At 58.7% G+C, this 19,742-nt stretch carries 18 protein-coding genes; 4 read left to right on the forward strand and 14 right to left on the reverse strand.

Going from position 1 to position 19,742, the window contains the following annotated elements; all coding sequences use genetic code 11:
- Positions 1 to 36: 36 nt before the first annotated feature.
- From AC2FLP_RS10305 to AC2FLP_RS10335, 7 genes are all read right to left on the reverse strand, one after another.
- Positions 37 to 387 carry an H-type lectin domain-containing protein gene (locus AC2FLP_RS10305; protein ID WP_117872984.1) on the reverse strand — a complete coding sequence of 117 codons (351 nt, stop codon included), beginning with the start codon at positions 385 to 387 and terminating at the stop codon, positions 37 to 39.
- 115 nt (positions 388 to 502) lie between these two features.
- Entirely contained in the window at positions 503 to 913 is a 411-nt protein-coding gene (locus tag AC2FLP_RS10310; protein WP_496683254.1) for a F0F1 ATP synthase subunit epsilon, read from the reverse strand.
- A 12-nt stretch (positions 914 to 925) separates the two neighbouring features.
- Complete coding sequence (gene atpD / locus AC2FLP_RS10315) at positions 926 to 2,350, reverse strand: F0F1 ATP synthase subunit beta (protein ID WP_117872495.1); 1,425 nt, start codon at positions 2,348 to 2,350, stop codon at positions 926 to 928.
- Between the two features lie 20 nt (positions 2,351 to 2,370).
- On the reverse strand, positions 2,371 to 3,249 hold the full coding sequence (locus tag AC2FLP_RS10320) for a F0F1 ATP synthase subunit gamma (RefSeq protein WP_299895520.1): 879 nt from the start codon (positions 3,247 to 3,249) through the stop codon (positions 2,371 to 2,373).
- A 15-nt stretch (positions 3,250 to 3,264) separates the two neighbouring features.
- Positions 3,265 to 4,803: a F0F1 ATP synthase subunit alpha gene (atpA, locus tag AC2FLP_RS10325; protein ID WP_299895523.1), complete on the reverse strand. Its 1,539-nt coding sequence runs from the start codon at positions 4,801 to 4,803 to the stop codon at positions 3,265 to 3,267.
- The gene (locus AC2FLP_RS10330) at positions 4,804 to 5,364 is read right to left on the reverse strand and encodes a F0F1 ATP synthase subunit delta (RefSeq protein ID WP_299895526.1); all 561 of its coding nucleotides are present in this window, start codon (positions 5,362 to 5,364) and stop codon (positions 4,804 to 4,806) included.
- 302 nt (positions 5,365 to 5,666) lie between these two features.
- Positions 5,667 to 6,401, reverse strand: a complete 735-nt coding sequence (locus tag AC2FLP_RS10335; protein ID WP_117872983.1) for a class I SAM-dependent methyltransferase — start codon at positions 6,399 to 6,401, stop codon at positions 5,667 to 5,669.
- A gap of 61 nt (positions 6,402 to 6,462) precedes the next feature.
- Here AC2FLP_RS10335 and gloB point away from each other — a divergent pair, with 61 nt between their 5' ends.
- From gloB to AC2FLP_RS10350, 3 genes are all read left to right on the forward strand, one after another.
- Positions 6,463 to 7,230: a hydroxyacylglutathione hydrolase gene (gene gloB, locus AC2FLP_RS10340; protein ID WP_496683249.1), complete on the forward strand. Its 768-nt coding sequence runs from the start codon at positions 6,463 to 6,465 to the stop codon at positions 7,228 to 7,230.
- Positions 7,231 to 7,404: 174 nt separating this feature from the next.
- Positions 7,405 to 9,729, forward strand: a complete 2,325-nt coding sequence (gene clpA / locus AC2FLP_RS10345; RefSeq protein ID WP_496674200.1) for an ATP-dependent Clp protease ATP-binding subunit ClpA — start codon at positions 7,405 to 7,407, stop codon at positions 9,727 to 9,729.
- Between the two features lie 138 nt (positions 9,730 to 9,867).
- Positions 9,868 to 10,755, forward strand: coding sequence for a YHYH protein (locus AC2FLP_RS10350; protein WP_299895535.1), 888 nt, complete (start codon positions 9,868 to 9,870; stop codon positions 10,753 to 10,755).
- 49 nt (positions 10,756 to 10,804) lie between these two features.
- On the opposite strand, the gene AC2FLP_RS10355 is transcribed toward AC2FLP_RS10350, so the two are convergent.
- The 3 genes from AC2FLP_RS10355 to AC2FLP_RS10365 all read right to left on the reverse strand — a co-directional run bounded on the left by AC2FLP_RS10355 (position 10,805) and on the right by AC2FLP_RS10365 (position 14,329).
- Positions 10,805 to 12,547, reverse strand: coding sequence for a peptidoglycan -binding protein (locus AC2FLP_RS10355; protein ID WP_496683245.1), 1,743 nt, complete (start codon positions 12,545 to 12,547; stop codon positions 10,805 to 10,807).
- A gap of 3 nt (positions 12,548 to 12,550) precedes the next feature.
- On the reverse strand, positions 12,551 to 13,729 hold the full coding sequence (locus AC2FLP_RS10360; RefSeq protein ID WP_117872478.1) for a biopolymer transporter ExbB: 1,179 nt from the start codon (positions 13,727 to 13,729) through the stop codon (positions 12,551 to 12,553).
- A gap of 69 nt (positions 13,730 to 13,798) precedes the next feature.
- Positions 13,799 to 14,329: a gamma-glutamylcyclotransferase gene (locus tag AC2FLP_RS10365; RefSeq protein WP_117872476.1), complete on the reverse strand. Its 531-nt coding sequence runs from the start codon at positions 14,327 to 14,329 to the stop codon at positions 13,799 to 13,801.
- A 67-nt stretch (positions 14,330 to 14,396) separates the two neighbouring features.
- Between AC2FLP_RS10365 and AC2FLP_RS10370 the strand changes: the two genes are divergently transcribed.
- Positions 14,397 to 15,395 (forward strand): DUF2125 domain-containing protein, encoded by a 999-nt coding sequence (locus tag AC2FLP_RS10370; RefSeq protein ID WP_299895544.1) that lies wholly within the window; start codon positions 14,397 to 14,399, stop codon positions 15,393 to 15,395.
- Here AC2FLP_RS10370 and AC2FLP_RS10375 read toward each other — a convergent pair.
- The 4 genes from AC2FLP_RS10375 to AC2FLP_RS10390 form a co-directional block, all read right to left on the reverse strand.
- On the reverse strand, positions 15,392 to 16,225 hold the full coding sequence (locus AC2FLP_RS10375) for an extensin-like domain-containing protein (RefSeq protein ID WP_496674184.1): 834 nt from the start codon (positions 16,223 to 16,225) through the stop codon (positions 15,392 to 15,394). The two genes, AC2FLP_RS10370 and AC2FLP_RS10375, sit on opposite strands and share 4 nt — an antisense overlap.
- Positions 16,222 to 17,142 (reverse strand): prephenate/arogenate dehydrogenase family protein, encoded by a 921-nt coding sequence (locus AC2FLP_RS10380; RefSeq protein WP_117872469.1) that lies wholly within the window; start codon positions 17,140 to 17,142, stop codon positions 16,222 to 16,224. Before AC2FLP_RS10380 ends, AC2FLP_RS10375 begins: the two co-directional genes overlap by 4 nt.
- A complete protein-coding gene (hisC, locus tag AC2FLP_RS10385; protein ID WP_117872466.1) occupies positions 17,139 to 18,224 on the reverse strand; it encodes a histidinol-phosphate transaminase in 1,086 nt (361 codons plus the stop codon). The genes AC2FLP_RS10380 and hisC overlap by 4 nt, the downstream gene beginning before the upstream one ends.
- A gap of 64 nt (positions 18,225 to 18,288) precedes the next feature.
- Positions 18,289 to 19,704, reverse strand: a complete 1,416-nt coding sequence (locus AC2FLP_RS10390; RefSeq protein ID WP_299895553.1) for an aminotransferase class V-fold PLP-dependent enzyme — start codon at positions 19,702 to 19,704, stop codon at positions 18,289 to 18,291.
- Positions 19,705 to 19,742 lie beyond the last annotated feature (38 nt).

Below are 19,742 nucleotides of genomic sequence, written 5' to 3' on the forward strand. Positions count from 1 at the left end.
TGTCGCTCAAACGCCTGGAAACACGGCGAACCCGGATCAGGAAATATTCCAGTCGTCCGGGTGCGCCACCTCTCCTATCGCTGTCCAGCTTGCGCGGATGCGAGCTATCCGCGTGTCGGACCAGGTCCGAAATACTGCATCAAAGCCCTCGGTTGTGATATGTTCGGCCTGAACTTCGGCACGTAGCGCCGAAGACGTGTCGACATCCCACAGCGAGATCCCGATCTGCACCATGGGCGGGGTTCGAAATGCTTCTTTGAACCGAATGGGTGTGCGGCGTTCACGAGGTCCCTGCCCGGTCCACATTTCGCCGCCTTCGGCAAATTCCGAAAACAGGACATCTTCACCCTGCTCAATTCCAATGGGATGGGTTAGGAATTTTTTCATTTTTATCATCATTATTCTTGAATTCCCGCAACTTACTCCGGCATTTCGGCAAAAGCACGACAAAAAAACGGCCCCGCAATTGCGAGGCCGCTCAAATTTTTCACAGGTGGGCCCGTTACAGGCTCATATGTGTTCCAAGCGCTTCCATGTCGGCCAGCAGCTTGGCTGCGTCGTCGACGATGGTCTGATCATCGCCACCCTTTGCTGCCTCATGCGAGGCGCGGGCGTCTTCGATCATACCGTCCAGATGCGCCCGGGTCACTTCATCCACCGGGATGGCCTTTTCGGCCAGAACCGACAGACTGTCGCCGTTGATCTGGGCAAACCCACCGGTGACCAGGTATTCGCTGGACCCTTCGGGTGCCTCAACCTTCAGCAGGCCGGGACGCAGCGTGGTGATGGTGGGGGCATGATCCGGCATTGCCGTCATGTCCCCGTCCGCGCCGGGAATCTGGACCGCGGTGGCCGCGAGCGAAGCAAGGCTCCGCTCGGGGCTGACGAGGTCGAATTGCATCGTGTTTGCCATCAGGGATACTCCTTAGGCGGCTTCTGCGGCCATCTTTTCCGCTTTGGCGATCACGTCGTCGATACCGCCAACCATCAGGAAGGCCGCTTCGGGCAGGTGATCGTATTCGCCGGCCACAACGGCCTTGAACGACGAGATGGTGACATCCAGAGGAACCTGAACGCCAGGGCTGCCGGTGAAGACCTCGGCCACGTCGAACGGCTGCGACAGGAAACGTTCGATCTTACGGGCACGGGCCACGGTCAGTTTGTCTTCTTCCGACAATTCGTCCATGCCGAGGATGGCGATGATGTCCTGCAGCGACTTGTAGCGCTGGAGGATCTGCTGAACGTCGGTTGCAACCTTGTAGTGCTCTTCACCAACGATGGCCGGATCGAGCAGACGCGAGGTCGAGTCGAGCGGGTCCACGGCCGGGTAGATACCCTTTTCCGAGATCGCACGGTTAAGAACGGTGGTCGCGTCCAGGTGAGCAAACGAGGTTGCCGGCGCAGGGTCGGTCAGGTCGTCCGCAGGCACGTAGATCGCCTGAACCGAAGTGATCGAGCCCGATTTGGTCGAGGTGATGCGTTCCTGCAAGGCGCCCATGTCAGTGGCCAGCGTCGGCTGGTAGCCCACAGCGGAAGGAATACGACCCAGCAGAGCCGAAACCTCGGAGCCCGCCTGCGTGAAGCGGAAGATATTGTCGACGAAGAACAGAACGTCTGTACCGGACTGGTCGCGGAACTGCTCGGCCAGGGTCAGGCCGGTCAGAGCAACACGTGCACGCGCACCCGGAGGCTCGTTCATCTGACCGTAAACCAGGGCCACCTGCGATTCCGACAGGTTGTCCGGCTTGATAACGTTCGATTCGATCATCTCGTGGTACAGGTCGTTCCCTTCACGGGTCCGTTCACCAACACCCGCGAACACAGAGAAACCCGAGTGCACTTTTGCGATGTTGTTGATCAGTTCCATGATCAGAACGGTCTTGCCAACGCCGGCGCCGCCGAAAAGGCCGATCTTACCGCCTTTCGCATAAGGGGCCAGCAAGTCAACAACTTTGATGCCGGTCACCAGAACTTCCGACTCTGTCGATTGTTCTGCGAAGCTCGGCGCAGGCTGGTGAATCGCCCGGACTTCGGCTGCCTCAACCGGGCCCTTCTCGTCGATCGGATCACCAACAACGTTCAGGATGCGGCCCAGAGTTGCGTTACCAACCGGTACCGAGATTGGGGCGCCGGTGTCGGTCACTGCTTCGCCACGGACCAGACCTTCGGTCGCGTCCATCGCGATGGTGCGGACGGTGTTTTCACCCAAATGCTGAGCAACTTCCAACACCAGGCGCTTGCCGTTGTTGGTGGTTTCCAGCGCGTTCAGAATTTCAGGCAGCTGATCATCGAAATGCACGTCAACGACGGCCCCGATGATCTGTGTGACTTTGCCTTTTGCATTCGCCATGTTTCGTCTCCGGTTTGTCTCTACAGCGCTTCGGCGCCGGAAATAATTTCAATCAGCTCGTTGGTGATCACGGCTTGACGCGAACGGTTGAACTGGATCGTCAGCTTGTCGATCATCTCACCCGCGTTGCGTGTCGCGTTGTCCATCGCGGACATCCGTGCACCCTGTTCTGACGCTCCGTTTTCAAGCAGAGCCGAGAAGATCGCTGTTGCAACCCCCTTGGGCAGCAAGTCGGCCAGGATGGCCTCTTCGCTGGGCTCGTAGTCGAAGATGGCACCGCTGTCGTCACCCGACGCATCGTCCTCGAACGAGGCAGGGATGATTTGCTGTGCCGTCGGGATCTGGGTCACGACGTTGACGAACTTCGAATAGAAGATCGTGGCAACGTCGAACTCACCCCCGTCGAAGCGGGACAGGATGTCCTTCGCGATGTCCTGTGCGTTGGTATACCCCAGACGCTTGACCTCGCTCAGGTCCACATGTCCAACGAACAGATCACCCAAATCACGCTTGAGCGCGTCGCGGCCTTTCTTGCCGACGGTCAGAACCTTGACCGTTTTGCCCTTCAGGCGCAGCTCTTCCGCTTTGACACGGGCCAGCTTGGCGATGTTCGAGTTGAAGCCGCCACACAGGCCGCGTTCAGCTGTCATGACAACCAGCAGATGGACATCATCACTGCCCGTACCACGGAGCAGCTTGGGGGCGCTGTCGCTGCCTCCGACCGAAGCCGCCAGCCCCGCCATCACGGCATTGAACCGCTCGGCATAGGGGCGCGAGGCTTCGGCAGATTCCTGGGCGCGGCGCAGTTTTGCAGCCGCGACCATCTGCATGGCCTTGGTGATCTTGCGGGTCGATTTGACCGACTCGATCCTGTTTTTAAGGTCCTTAAGATTTGGCATATGCCCGCCTCTCCCTTAAGCGAAGGTTGCGGCGTATTCGTCAATCGCAGCCTTGATCCTATCGGAAGCATCGCCCTTGATCTTGGGATCGTCGTTGGTGATCCATTCAAGCAGGTCGGCGTGTTTGCCGCGCAGATGCGCCAGCAGGCCAGCCTCATAACGGCCAACGTCCGATACTTCGATCTTGTCGAGATAACCGTTGGTACCAGCGAAGATGACGCAAACAATTTCCGCGTTGGTCAGCGGCGAGTACTGCGGCTGTTTCATCAGCTCGGTCAGACGCGCGCCACGGTTCAGCAGCTGCTGGGTCGCGGCGTCAAGGTCGGAACCGAACTGCGCAAAGGCAGCCATTTCGCGGTACTGAGCAAGTTCCAGTTTCACCGGGCCGGCAACCGACTTCATCGAGTTGGTCTGAGCCGAAGAGCCCACACGCGAAACCGACAGACCGGTGTTCACGGCAGGACGGATACCCTGATAGAACAATTCGGTTTCCAGAAAGATCTGACCGTCGGTGATCGAGATCACGTTGGTCGGAATAAACGCAGAAACGTCACCGCCCTGGGTTTCGATGACCGGCAGAGCAGTCAGCGAACCTGCACCGAAGTCCTCGTTCAGCTTCGCCGAACGCTCCAGCAGGCGGGAGTGAAGATAGAAAACGTCACCAGGATAGGCTTCACGTCCGGGCGGACGGCGCAGCAGCAGCGACATCTGACGATAGGACACAGCCTGTTTCGACAGGTCATCATAGATGATCAGCGCGTGGCGGCCGTTGTCACGGAAGTATTCAGCCATCGCAGTTGCGGCATAGGGTGCAAGGAACTGCATCGGTGCCGGGTCGGACGCGGTTGCGGCCACGACGATCGAGTATTCAATCGCGCCGGATTCTTCCAGCTTCTTCACCAGCTGCGCAACGGTCGAACGCTTTTGGCCGATCGCGACATAAACACAATACAGCTTCTTCGACTCGTCGTCGCCAGCAGCTTCGTTGTAGGTTTTCTGGTTCAGGATCGCGTCCAGAGCAACGGCAGTTTTACCGGTCTGGCGGTCACCAATGATCAGCTCACGCTGGCCACGGCCAATCGGGATCATCGCGTCAACCGACTTCAGGCCGGTTGCCATCGGCTCGTGAACCGATTTACGCGGGATGATGCCCGGTGCTTTAACGTCAGCAACGCCGCGCTTGGTTGTGTTGATCGCGCCCTTGCCGTCCAGCGGGTTGCCCAGTCCGTCTACAACGCGACCCAGCAGCTCGTCACCGATCGGAACGTCCACGATCGAGTTGGTGCGCTTGACGGTGTCACCTTCTTTGATGTCGCGGTCAGACCCGAAGATAACGACACCGACGTTGTCGCTTTCCAGGTTCAGCGCCATGCCCATGATGCCGCCGGGGAATTCAACCATCTCACCGGCTTGCACATTGTCCAGACCGTATACACGGGCAATCCCGTCACCGACGCTCAGCACGCGACCGATCTCGGCCACTTCGGCTTCCTGACCAAAATTCTTGATCTGGTCCTTCAGGATTGCAGAAATCTCTGCAGCTTGGATTCCCATTTATCCGACCTCTTTCATTGCATTCTGTAGGGAGTTCAGCTTCGAACGGATCGAACTGTCGATCATCTTCGAGCCCACTTTAACGACAAGACCGCCGATGAGGCTTTCATCCACGGTCGAATTGATAGTCACGGTCTTGCCCACGCGCTCGGACAGCGTCTTGGACAGTTTTTCCAGTTGGGTCTTGGTCAACGCCTTGGCCGACGCAACATCTGCGGTCACTTCGCCGCGCTCTTCGGCCAGCATGTCGCGCAGAACCTGCAGCAGTTGCGGCACGACGAACAGGCGGCGCTTCTGCGCCATCAGACCCAGCGTGTTGCGCAGGATGGCGTTCAGACCCATCTTGTCTGCGATTGCAGTGATCGCGCTTTCCTGTTCAGCGCGGGAAACCAGCGGCGAGGCGATCAGGTCGCGCAGTTCGGCGCTTTCGCCCAGCGCTGCTGCCAGATCATTGATGCCGGATTCCAGACCTGCAAGGTCGTTGTTCTCTTTTGCGATCTCGAAGATCGCAGTGGCATAGCGCTCGGCGATGCCAGTGGAAATCGAAGCTGGTTCGGACACGTCCACCCTTCCGATACTTTGGGCCCCGAATTCGCGTGCGGCAGCTACCCCGGGGGCGTGAAGAAACCCCATCCTTGAAGGGCGGGGATCAAAATCACCGGGGATGTAGCAGAGCCGAACCAACCAAGCAATACGCTATAGCGGTAACAGATTTATCCACAAATTGTTATTTTTCATGAACTTACGCCAAGTGCGACGGTTTGAACACATTGGTCCAGTTGAAAAATGTTACGAATATGCAAGTTTTTGCGATTCCTGTGACTTTTTTTCCTCTATTTTTCGCACCTAAAAGCCCGCGATTGTCACGCGGGCTTTAGCAAACCGTCAAGCGCCTTGATCGGTTTTTTGACCGCATCCTTGGTCACGCTGCCGCTGGGCGGCCGAATATGTTTGCTGACTTCGACCATCAGCACCCCCCCTGCCATCACCGTCGGAATCCGCTGGCCGGTCTTTTCGATCAGGCTGCCGGATTTCAACCAGAATCGCCGAAATGACGGAGGCATGTACAAAGCCGAACAATGCGCCTCGGGCAGGAAGTGATGTTCCTTTAGCTGGTTTTCCAGCTGAGTTGCAGAGTATGGGCGTCCAAACCCGAACGGGGTCTTGTCCGACCGTGACCACAGACCCGCCCGGTTGGGAACGATGAAGACGGCCCGGCCACCAGGGCCCAGCACGCGCCAGCATTCGTCAAGCAACTGATTTGGCCGTTCCGACGTTTCCAGCCCATGCATCACCACAAGCTTGTCCACATGGCCGGTCTCGATTGGCCAGAGGGTTTCTTCGGTCAGGACGGAGACATTGGGCATCCCCGCCGGCCATGGCATGACGCCCTGTGGTCCAGGCATCAGCCCGATGACCCGGCGCGCATCCGACAGATAGGGGCGCAGCAAAGGCACGGCGAAACCGAATCCTGCCACTGTCTGGCCCTTTGCTTCGGGCCATAGCTCGATCAGACGCCCGCGAATAGCCGCCTGCGCCGCACGACCCAGTGTGCTGCGGTAATAGAAGTTCCTCAGATCCTGTACATCAAGATGCATTGCGGACACCCGGTCAATCGGCTTAGCTGGGCGCAGTCTAGCAATGAAAGGGCAAAAGACCATGCCTCTTGAAATCGTTACAATCCCGTGCCTGAGCGACAATTACGCCTTTCTGGCGCATGACGCCGTCACTGGCCAGACCGCCCTGATCGACGCGCCCGAGGCCGGACCGATCCTGAAGACGCTGGATGACCGGGGATGGACACTGTCACATGTGCTGTTGACCCATCACCACTGGGATCATGTAGACGGGCTGGCGGAAATATTGGCCAAACAGTTGGCAAAGGTCATCGGGGCCGCTGCTGACGCAAATCGCCTGCCGCCGCTGGATCAGCAGGTCACCGAGGGAGACAGTTTCGAGATTGGCGGCGAACCCGTTCAGGTTCTCGACGTTTCCGGGCACACGGACGGTCATATCGCTTTCTACATGCCGCAAAGTTCTGCCGTGTTCACCGCCGACAGCCTGATGGCGCTGGGTTGTGGGCGCCTGTTCGAGGGCACGCCCGCACAAATGTGGGCCTCTCTGAACAAGCTGGCCGCCCTGCCGGACGACACTTTGGTCTGTTCAGGGCATGAATATACACAATCCAACGCCAAATTCGCGATTACCGTCGATCCCGACAACCAAGCCTTAAAAGATCGCATTGCTGACATCGACCGCGCGCGTGCTGCCGGAAAAGCCACTGTTCCTACCATTCTGGCCCTGGAAAAGGCCACAAATCCGTTCCTGAGGGCCGCCGATCCGGCGATTCAGACGAAATTGGGCATGGTTGGAGCCGACCCTGAGGCCGTTTTTGCAGAAATTCGGGGTAGAAAAGACCGGTTCTGATGCCTATTTCCCCTTCTTCAGAGCCACGGTCACAACAAATGTGACTGTCAAGTGAAAGAAAACCCTTGAAGCCGGGCCACGATCAACCAAACTCTAATAGTATGAGGACATGGTTGGGATGGGGTTCCGGCCAAGAAACCGCCCCCTCCTGACCCAAGACAGAGGAGCACCCGCGTGCCTTCATTCTCGAGCACATTGGAACAAGCCATCCACGCGGCCCTAGCGGCTGCGAATGAACGGCGCCATGAATTCGCAACGCTGGAGCATTTGCTGCTGGCGCTCTTGGAAGAACCCGATGCAGTACGCGTCATGAAGGCGTGCAGTGTCGATCTGGACGAATTGCGCAGCACTTTGGTGGAGTTCATCGACGAAGACCTTTCGAATCTGGTCACAGATATCGACGGGTCCGAAGCCGTACCCACCGCAGCGTTCCAGCGCGTCATTCAGCGCGCTGCGATCCACGTACAAAGCTCGGGCCGGACCGAAGTGACCGGCGCCAACGTACTGGTCGCCATTTTCGCCGAACGCGAAAGCAATGCCGCCTATTTCCTTCAGGAACAGGACATGACCCGTTACGACGCGGTCAATTTCATCGCGCATGGCGTTGCCAAAGATCCGGCCTACGGCGAAAGCCGATCGGTATCCGGTGCGGATCAGGTGGAAGAAGACGCCCAGACCACATCCGGTGAGACCGAACAGAAAGAAAGCGCGCTTGGAAAATACTGCGTGGATCTGAACGCAAAGGCTCGAGCTGGCGATGTCGATCCGCTGATCGGACGCTCGGATGAGGTGGAACGCTGCATCCAGGTGCTGTGCCGCCGCCGCAAGAACAACCCATTGCTGGTGGGTGATCCGGGTGTAGGCAAGACCGCCATCGCAGAAGGCCTTGCGCACAAGATCGTCGGTGGCGAAGCCCCTGACGTGCTGGCAAACACCACGATCTATTCGCTGGACATGGGTGCGCTGCTGGCCGGAACCCGCTATCGCGGTGATTTCGAAGAACGCCTGAAAGCAGTTGTAACCGAGTTGGAGGATCACCCTGACGCGGTACTGTTCATCGACGAGATCCATACCGTGATCGGTGCCGGAGCAACCTCGGGCGGTGCGATGGATGCCTCGAACCTGCTGAAGCCTGCGCTTCAGGGCGGCAAGCTGCGCACCATGGGTTCGACCACCTACAAGGAGTTCCGTCAACACTTCGAAAAGGACCGCGCGCTGAGCCGCCGGTTCCAGAAGATCGACGTGAACGAGCCTTCGGTGGAAGACAGCGTAAAGATATTGCGCGGGCTGAAGCCCTATTTCGAAGAACATCACGACATTAAATACACCGCCGATGCCATCAAGACGGCGGTCGAGCTGTCGGCGCGTTACATCAACGACCGCAAACTGCCCGACAAGGCCATCGACGTGATCGATGAGGCCGGCGCGGCGCAGCATCTGGTCGCGGAAAGCAAGCGGCGCAAGACCATCGGTGTCAAAGAGATCGAGGCGGTTGTCGCCAAGATCGCGCGTATTCCACCCAAAAACGTTACTAAGGATGATGCGTTGGTGCTGAAAGACCTCGAAGCATCGTTGAAACGGGTGGTGTTTGGCCAGAACCTGGCCATCGAGGCGCTGTCCAGCGCGATCAAACTGGCCCGTGCCGGTCTGCGCGAACCTGAGAAACCGATCGGCAACTACCTGTTCGCTGGTCCTACCGGGGTCGGTAAAACCGAGGTGGCGAAACAGCTGGCGGATACGCTGGGTGTGGAGCTTCTTCGGTTCGACATGTCGGAATACATGGAGAAGCACGCGGTCAGTCGCCTGATCGGTGCCCCTCCGGGCTATGTCGGATTCGATCAGGGTGGTTTGCTGACCGACGGTGTCGACCAGCATCCGCACTGCGTATTGCTGCTGGACGAGATCGAAAAGGCCCACCCGGACGTGTTCAACATCCTGTTGCAGGTGATGGACCATGGCGAGCTGACCGATCACAACGGTCGCACTGTGAACTTCCGCAACGTGGTGCTGATCATGACCTCGAACGCGGGCGCGCAGGAGCAGGCCAAGGCCGCCATCGGCTTCGGTCGTGATCGGCGCGAAGGCGAAGACACGGCCGCGATCGAGCGCATGTTCACACCGGAGTTTCGGAACCGTCTGGACGCCGTGATCTCATTCGCACCGCTGCCGAAAGAGGTCATTTTGCAGGTGGTCGAGAAATTCGTCCTACAGCTTGAGGCGCAACTGCTGGATCGCGGCGTGAGCATCGATCTGACGCCCAAAGCCGCCGAATGGCTGGCCGACAAGGGATATGACGACAAGATGGGTGCACGCCCGCTGGGACGTGTCATTCAGGAACACATCAAGAAGCCTCTGGCCGAGGAGTTGCTTTTCGGCAAACTGGCCAAGGGCGGTGTGGTCCGTGTCTCGGTCAAGAAGGGCGAACTGGATCTTGAAATTCTTGGGCCGGACCAACGGCGCATTTCAGGAGACAAACCACCTCTGTTGACGGCAGACTGACCCGAAAACAGATCATTCTTTCAGAGCCCGGCGATCTCCATCGCCGGGCTTTTTCAGTTCTGGCAGCAAAAAAAGCGACGGAACCAGGCTTCTGCTGCGTGTCATCTTTAATGATCAGCACAAGACAGGGGGCGGCACGTGAGCAAAATTTCTATCTTTTGGGGCACCGCCTTTGCCCTTTCCGCCGTGGCTGCGGTGGCAACTGCACAGCACAGGTTTCGCTATCACGACGAAACGACCGCAGAACCGCTGAAGTTGGTGCCCGCAACCGAAAACCCCGGAACAAGCAGCGCCTCGGTGAAAGAACGAAGCGGAAAAATCAAAGTGACGGGCAATGGCATTCCTGATCATCTGGTTGGTCCGTTTCCAAACCAAGGCAATCCGCACCAGATCGAACAGCAGAAGGTTAGGTTGAAATTGCCCGCGAAACCCATAGCCAAAGGCGCAATCACGCCGTTGCAAATGGGGTGGAACTTTGGCGTGTCACTCAACGGGGTTGTGTTTGACCCGCTGGCGGCCGAGTTCTGGCATGGCGACCCCCGCTCCGGGTGGTCCTACAACGCGTTGGGAGGTGCCATTTCTTTGGGGCTGGACGCCAACCATGCCCACGTACAGCCAAACGGAAAGTATCACTATCACGGTGTGCCGACAGGGCAGGTCGAACTTCTGGGATGGTCACCGTCCGAGCACTCACCGTTGATCGGCTACGCCGCAGATGGCTTCCCTATCTATGCTGTGACCGGTGTTGTTGGGGGCAAAGTGACCGAAATGACGTCGTCCTATCGTCTGAAATCCGGTAACCGTCCGGGTGGCAATGCACCGGACGGGCGACATGACGGCACCTTCAACGAGGATTACGCTTATGCTCAGGGTCACGGCAACTTGGACCAATGTAACGGCGCCTTTACCGTTTCAGCAGAATACCCGTCAGGAACCTATGCGTATTTTCTGACCGAGGATTACCCGGTGGTGCCCCGATGCTTCGTGGGCACACCAGATCAAAGCTTTCGCTTCGGCAGACGATAATCGGTTTGCCCCAGTCACGCGGATTACCCGGGCAAGAGCAAAGATTTTGCTATCTTTCCGTGAGTTTCAACTCGATCCGGCGGTTCTGTGCCCGTGCCTCGGGTGTGTCAGCCGGGTTGACCGGCTGGAATTCACCAAACCCGTTTGCCGCCAGGCGGTTGGGTGGAATGCCCAACGCTTCGACCATATAGCGCACAACAGACAACGCGCGACCTTGGCTGAGTTCCCAATTGTCCCGGTATCGGCCCGAACCAGTCAGCGGAACGTTGTCGGTATGACCGTCGACCCGGATCACCCAATTCAGACCAGGCGGGATTTCGGCGGCGACACTGCGTAGGATATTGGCGACCTTGGCAACCTCCTGCCGCCCTTCTGCGGACAGCACCGCTGATCCCGTCGGAAACAAAACTTCGGACGAGAACACAAAGCGATCACCTTCGATCCGCACGCCTTCCTGTTCGCCAAGGACATCCCGCAGACGTCCGAAGAATTCCGAGCGATAGCGTTGCAGGTCTTCCGCCTGGGCGGCAAGTTCTTCGTTCTGGCCAGCCAGGGCCTCGGCCTCGGCCTCAATGCGCAGGCGTTCCGCTTCTTCCAGCAAGCGCCGCCTGCGTTCTTCAGATGCGGCCCGCGCCAATGCAGCGTTCAGGTCCTGTCCCAGCGTTTGTATCTGCACCTCGGCAGCAGCGTTTCGGTCTTCGAAATCGTCCAGCAAAGCCTGCAACGACCCCAACTGCCCGCGCAGGGCTGCAATCTGCTGGTTCAGCAGGGCCGCCTCACGTTGTGCCTCGGCAGAGATTTCTTTCTCCTCCGACAAGGTCGACTCGGCCAGAGCCAGCAAAGCTTGCCTCTGTTCGGCCAGAGTGCGTTGCTCATCAGCATCCGCCTGCGCTTGCGTTTGCGCCTCAAAGGCGGCTTCAAGCTGGGCTCGCAATTCATCAGGGTTTACGTCTCCGAACTGTCGCTCAAGTTCGGCCCGTGCGGCTTGCGCGGCAGCCAGAAGAGTCAATGTATCTTCGGCCTCTTTGCGTTGCGACTCCAGCGCCAGGGTCATGGCCGTCAGCTCGGCATCTGCATCCTGAAGGCGGTTTCGCAATGCCTCAGCAGCAGCAGCTTCGGCCAGACGGGCGGCTTCCTTATCGCTCAGTTGCTGTTCAAGGGCCGTGATTTCCGCGGCACGCTCTTCGCCGCTTTGCTCCAGATCGGCCACCAGTGCTTCCAGCGCCTCGCGGCGGGCGGCGGCCAAACGGGCAGCTTCGGTCTGCGCATCGATTTCGTCCCGACTTTGTGCAAGGGCGAGGTTCAGCGCCTGTTGCTCTGTCAGCAATTGCTCGCGCTGTGTCTCAAGCGCGGCAATGTCACCCAAGGCCTGTTCCTGTTCGGCAAGCAGAGCGGCAACCTGTGCTTCGAAACTCGTGATACGGGTCTGCGCCTGATCCAGCGCGGCGGCCTGACGGTCGCGTTCGGTACTCAGCGAAGCGATCAGTGACTGCGCTTGCGCCAGATCGTCTTCGGCCTGCGACAGTGTCGTGTTCAACGCACCCAACCTTGCCTGCAAGCGACTGTTTTCACGTTCTTCCAAACCCAGCGCGCCCGCAAGCGCTGCAACTTCGTCTGCCAATGTTGTCAGTTCGTCTTCCTGCCCCGAGATGGTTTCGCGCAACACGAACTGAATCACCATGAAGATGGTCAAAACGAAGGTCAGCACCATCAACAGCCCCGTCATCGCGTCCACGAAACCGGGCCAGACCGAGCCCTGGAATCGTTGTCCGGTGCGGCGGGACAGCGCCATGGGTTATTCTCCTTCCGGCGTGGTACGCACGGCACCCCGCGGCAGGGTCAGGGCTTTGACCAGCAGTTCGATATCCTTGCGGAATTCGTTCATGCTTTCCTGCCGACCCGCCGAAATCTCTTCAAGAATACGCAGCAGTTGCACATCCATCGAGCGCAGGCGCATCCGGCTTTCGGCATCGATGCCATCGCCTGCGCCATGATCGCGCATGTGATCCAGCAGGGCGTCCTGCCCAAGCGCCACACGTTCCAAAGCAGAAGTGACACTTTCGGTATTGGCCTGGCGATTGTTCATCTCACCGATGACATCGACCAGTTGCCCTAATTTGGCGGAAACCTCCGCCCTTTCACTTTCCTGAGCCGCAAACAGATGCTGTAACGCATCCATCTGCTCTGACATGGCATCCAGCACAGGGGTCAGTACGGCGATCTCTGCCCCGCCCTCTTCACCACCTGCAAATCCAACGCGGGTGATCGACGACAGCCACTCCTCTAGTTCGCGATAGAACCGGTTCTGACCGTGCCCGGCAAAGACCTCGAGCAGACCAACGACAAGAGACCCCGCCAGACCCAGCAAAGACGATCCAAACGCGACGCCCATTCCTTGCAGCTGTGCCTCGAGCCCCGTCATCAGGCGATTGAAAACAGCCAGACCCTCCTCGCCTTCCTGCGGGTTCAGGCTGCGGATGGTGTCAACAATGGCCGGAACGGTTGTCGCCAGACCAAAGAATGTACCCAGTAGACCCAGATAAATCAGCACGTTGGTGATATAACGTGTGATTTCCCGTTCTTCTTCGACCCGCTCTGCCACGGAATCCAGAATGGACCGGGTAGAGGTGGAGCTGATCTGCGAGCGCGCGCCTCGCTCGCGCAGCAGCGAAGCCAAAGGCGCCAGCAACTGTGGTGTTCGAGCATCTTCGCGAACAACACCGCCAACAAAGGCTTCGATCCAACGCACGGACCCGATCAGCTGCGTAACCTGATAAAAACAGGCGAAGACGCCGATAAAGAACACAATCAGGATGAAGCCATTCAGATACGGATTGGCATAGAAAACCGGCAATACGTATGGAAGCGCCAGAAACACCCCCAGCCCGGACAGGCCGATCGCCATCAACATCAACAGAATTTGTCGAATTGGATGCGAGAAATGAGGTCTCGCGCCCTGATGTGCCTGCGCCATGCGCGTGGTTCCCGATTTTTGCCTGCTTTGCGTCGAATCTAGCGACATTCCGCTCGCGACGCCAAGAGTTTATGCGGTGATACTGCGGACCCGTTGCGCCAACCACTCAAGATCGTGATCACGCAGGCCGATCTCGGCCAGATGTTCGGCAGTGTTGTAGAGGTATTCGTTATTCGGACCACGCCCGCCGACCGCATGTGCGATGATCCGGGCCTGTTCCTCCAACGCCATCCCACCGCAATACTGGACGTGGTCGGCATCGATCACATAGGTCACGGCATTTTCGATGTCTCCGCTTTCCAGATGCACATCCAACATACGTTCGACATAAGCCGATGAAATCAACTCGCGCTCGCGCAGCTCTTGCAGCGTTCGGTCTTCGTGACCCGCCTTGACCGCAAGGGCCAAACCCGTGCAACTCGCGTTCTCCTGTTCGTCCAGTGCCAGCACCAGACCGGGTTTTTCCTCTGTCCCGCGGTGGTGGATCGAACTCATGCAGAAGGACCGGGCAAACCCGTGCAGCGTCGCGCGTTCACTGCGCGCCACCGGAAAGCCCGGATTCCACAGCAGCGATCCATATCCGAAAACCCACATCGTCATTGCACTGGTCCTTGCCTGTTTCGACCTATAAACATCAATTCCAAGGCAGGAAAAAGGACCATTTCGGATGCGTCTGATACGAGTGTTGATTTTTGTTACCATTGCGTGGAGCGCATATTGGTTCGTGGCCGGGTATGGCCTGCGCTCTGCGATCACTGGCTGGTTCGACCAGCAGGAGGCACGCGGCTGGCAGGCGGATTTCTCGGATGTCGCAACCGCCGGGTATCCAACCCACCACATGACCCGTCTGAACAATCCGGCGTTGGCCGACCCGGTAAATGGCACTGCATGGAGCGCGGACTGGATCGAATTCAAAAGCCCCGCCATCTGGCCCGGTCGTCAGGTATTGCGCTTCGCAGACACGCCGCAACGCCTGTCATACTTCGACCAGACATCAACAATTGTGGCTGACGAATTGCTTGCCGAGCTGCAATTGCAGCCGGGCGTCTCGCTCGTGCTGGAAAAAATGGCTTTGACGGCGGGGGCATGGTCGGTAACGGAAAACACCACCACGCTGGCCTCCGGAGACACGCTGAGCCTGATGATGGAACAAACGCCAGTTTCAGAAGCCTATGCCATCACAGCCCGCGCGGATGGGTTCACACCGGGGGAAAAACTGCGGGCCCTGATGCATTCCGCCAATTCGTTACCACAAAGCTTTGAAACGCTGGAACTGGATATGGTCACCACTTTCGACAAGGTTTGGGACCGGTCCGCCCTGGAAGACAGCCGACCGCAGCCCGTCGCCATTGATCTGCGTCTGGTCGAGATCAAATGGGGTGAGTTGCGCCTGTTTGCGACCGGCGATCTGGATGTGGACGCACAAGGCATCCCGACCGGAGAGATCGCCGTCAAAGCCGAAAACTGGCGCGACATGATCGCCATGGCAAATGCGGCGGGCGCCCTGCCCGATCAGGCGGTGAATCCCGTCACCCGGGCACTGAACTTTTTGGCGGGGCTGGGCGGCAACCCCAACGCCTTGGACCTGCAACTGAACTTTCGGGATGGTTTCGTGGCACTGGGGCCATTGCCTCTGGGCCCCGCCCCGCGCCTGATCCTGCGTTAACGGCAGTAGGGTCCGCTGCGGTAGCGGGCCGTATCAAGGTGAAAGTGGTCCTTGTGATAACGATCTGAATTTGGCCCCAGCACGGTGCCGAACGGGCCGCACGCCCCGCGCCAGATCTTCTTGAGCTGTTTCTGAGACGGGTTCTTGCGCCACCCGTTCAGGACGGTCACCACCTCACCGTCGGCCATTTTGAAACCTGAGATATCGATCGCACGCCCCTTGCCATGTTCGGATATCTTCGCGCCTTTGCGGTTGTTGCGGGTTCGGCAGGCATAATGGGCTGCGACTTGCAATTCGACCACAGGGCCCCGGCGTTTGAAGGTGGGTTTGACGGTCTTGTCGACCCACTTGTTCAACGCACTGGCGGTGCCACAATCCATAGTCGAGGGACGGCTGAGCATCACACCCGAAACCGAGGTGATCTGCACCGCATCCTTGACACCGCAGGCTGAATTCTTGCTGCCCACACGGCCAACAGGCTTGCCTTGAATGGCAATATCCCCGCAAACAGACCCTTTGCGCAGCTTGCTCCTTTTGAACAATACCTGCTGTTCGACCGACTCGGGTCGCAAATAAGGCATCAAGGACGTGTCCGGTCCCAGAAGTGGCAGTTCCGACGGGCGCGCCGCTGCAGCCGTGACTTGCGGCGAAACCGGGCGCGAAACCGGGCGCCGTTTGGCGACTTCAAAGGCGATAGGTGTGCTGGCAGCCTGCTGAACAAGCGAGGGACGCATGAGAGGCACCAAAGACTGGTCAAGGGGCGCTGCCTGAACCGTCGCAGCACCCAAAGCTGCGACCCCGATCAGAATATGCCCCCAGCGCACTCTCATGAACTTGCCTTCCCCCGCCCAAAGTCCGGTGCATCCGTGTCCTGCCCCGCGTCGATAATGCCGCGACGAATAGCACGGGTGCGGGTGAAGTAGTCAAACAAATGATCACCGTCCCCGGTACGGATGGCGCGTTGCAGTGCAAAAAGCTCTTCTGTGAACCGGCCCAGGATTTCCAGCGTGGCATCCTTGTTGGACAGGAACACATCCCGCCACATGGTCGGGTCGGACGCGGCAATCCGGGTGAAGTCCCGGAAGCCGGCGGCCGAATACTTGATGACTTCGCTATCGGTCACCCGTCGCAGATCGTCGGCCACGCCAACCATCGTGTATGCAATCAGGTGTGGCGCATGAGAGGTTACGGCAAGGACCAGATCATGGTGATCCGCATCCATTTCATCAACATATGACCCCATGCCCTCCCAAAGCGCGCGCAGGCGGGCAATGGCATCCGGGTCCGAACCCTCGACCGGGACCAACAGACACCAGCGATTGTCAAACAGCTCGGCAAACCCAGACTCAGGGCCGGAATGCTCGGTCCCAGCCAAGGGGTGCGCGGGTATGAAGTGCACGCCGTCGGGGATATGCGGCTGCACCGCCCGAATGACGTCCCGCTTGACCGAGCCCACATCCGAAACGGTCGCACCGGGCTTCAGCACAGGTGCAATCTCTTTTGCAACTGCGCCCATAGCCCCCACAGGCACACACAGGACAACAAGATCGGCACCTTCGACCGCATCGCGTGCCGAGTCGCAAACATGGTCACACAGTCCGATCCTGCGTGCTGTTTCTCGGGTCTCCTCGGACCGGGCATAACCCGTCACTTCCCCGGCCAGACCAGCACGTTTTATCGCCCAGAACATGGACGAAGCAATCAGCCCCAGCCCGATCAGCGCAACGCGGTCGTAAATCTGGCTCATGCTGCGCCCTCTTTGAATGCAGTGATCGCCGCAACCACACGGCGGCACGCTTCTTCGTCGCCCACGGTGATACGCAAGGCGTTCGGCAGGTTGTAGCCTGCAACCCGGCGGACAATCAAACCCTGCGTTTTCAGGTAGTCATCGCAGGCCTCGGCTTCGGCCTGATCGGCAAAACGTGTAAGAATGAAGTTGGTACAGGACGGATCCGACGGAACACCGACTTTTGCCAACTCATCCGCCAGCCATACACGCAAGCGCGCATTCTCGGATTGGCAGAAAGAGAGAAACTCGACATCGTTCACCGCGGCTTCAGCTGCTGCCAAGGCTGTCAGCGACAGGTTGAACGGCTGGCGCACCCGGTTCAGCACGTCGATGATCGGTTGATGTGCATAGCCCCAGCCGACACGCATACCGCCCAGCCCGTACACTTTTGAGAAGGTGCGCGTCATGATCACATTCTCATGGGCGTCAACCAGCGACGCCCCGCCATCGAACCCGTCGACAAATTCGGCATAAGCGCCATCCAGAACCATCAGGCAAGTGTTGGGCAGACCCAGCGCCAAACGTTCCAGTTCGTCGTTCGAGATCATGGTCGAGGTTGGATTGCCAGGATTGGTGACAAACACGATCCGCGTCTGCCCCGTCACAGCGGCAAGAATAGCCGCCACATCCACTTTGCGGTCACGCTCGGCCACCATGACCGGCGTCGCACCGGCCATACGGGCGATGATCGGGTACATGGAAAACCCGTGCTCGGTATAGATCACCTCGTCCCCCGGCCCCGCATAGGCCTGAGCGACGAATTGCAAAACCTCGTCGCTGCCGACACCGCAGATGATCCGCGCAGGGTCCAGTCCGTGGCGTACGCCGATCGCCTCGCGCAGGCTTGCATGGTCGGTGCCGGGATAACGGTGCAGGGTGGCAGCGGTGTCGCGCACTGCCTCAATCGCTTTGGGGCTTGGTCCGAACGGGTTCTCGTTCGAGCTCAGCTTGATCACATGCTCCACACCGGCCACATGCGACTGGCCGCCCTGATACAGCGCGATGTCCATAATGCCGGGTTGTGGGGTGATCTTGGTCATGAGAGGCTCCGTTGAATGGGCCTCTCATACCTGTCTCAACGGATTGAGAAAAGCGACAATTCCCTCATGCGGCTTTGAAGCGCGCGGTTGTCGGGTCGGCGTTGTAGTATGGCGCGAACTCCTCGGTCCGATGTGACAGGTCATTGACGCTGTCGATGATGAACCGAACCGTTTCCTCGCTCATCAGATACGAGAAATTCAGTCGCACCCAACCGGGCTTTTTCATTTCTTCCCCTGCGGACAAGGCAGCGTGCAGCGCCTCTGACGTTGCCTGATCAATCCCCAGCAAGTGGTGAGCATAGGGTCCTGCACAGGCACAGCCGCCCCGCACCTGAATGCCGTAGATATCGCTGAGCATCCGCGTGAACAATTGCTGATGCACAGGCTGACCCGCATTGCCGCGCACCAGGAAAGAGAAGATCGGCAGACGATGCGCGCTCTCGACCCCAAGCAGGGTGAGGTTCGGGTTGTTCTTCCACCCTTCCAGCGCCATTTGATTGTACTGCACCTCACGCCGGGCGATTTCGTCCGTTCCGACGACATCCTTGACGATGAAGGCCAGCGCCGCACGAATGTCTCCGATCACGTTGGGTGTCCCGGCCTCTTCCCTTGTGGCCAGATCGGCACTGTAGTCATGCCGCCACGGTGATACGAAGCTGACGGTTCCACCGCCCGGCCAGCTAGGACAGGTCCGTTTCACGGAAGATTGGTTCACAACCAAAACGCCTGACGCGCCCGGACCACCGGGAAACTTGTGCGGCGAAACCACGATCGCATCCTTGCGGGCACCTTCGGGCCCCATGTCCATCGGCAGGTAAGGCCCGCCACCGGCATAGTCCCAAACGGCCAAAGCACCATGCGCCTTGAGCATTCGCGTGACCGGATCAGGATCGGTGATAATACCAGTCACGTTGGACGCGGCGGAAAATGATCCGACCACCAAATCGGCATCCGCATGGGCCTCCAGCGCGGCTTTCAGCGCATGTAGGTCCACACCACCACCCTCGGCCTCGGGAATCTCGATGACACGTGCTTTGCTTTCGCGCCACGGCAGAATATTCGAATGATGCTCATACGGACCGATTAAGACAATCGGCTGGTCAGCCTCTGCCACCCCTAGCAGGCTGACCAACCGATTGAGCCCCGCAGTGGCGCCAGACCCGGTAAAGATCACCGCGTCCTCTTCCCGAGCACCAACAATGCGGGCTATTTCTGCCCGCGCTTCGCGGCGCAGACGTGTCATGTAGGATCCGCAGTAGGAGGCCTCGGTGTGACTGTTTGCGTAAAACGGCAATACATCCTGCGCCACAAAATCCTCGACCTGCCGCAATGCGCGGCCCGAAGCGACGTAATCCGCATAGACAAGCGGCACGTCTCCATGCAGACCCGGGATCAGAACGTTCTCGCCGATCAGCCCATCGCGCAGATTTGAATTGTGAGTGGTGGAACAGAGTTCCGCACGAAATTTGGACAGGGTCATTACATTGGCTCCTTACTGCCCTACCAATGTGATATTTT

It is taken from the genome of Ruegeria sp. CDSA141 (genome assembly GCF_059612005.1).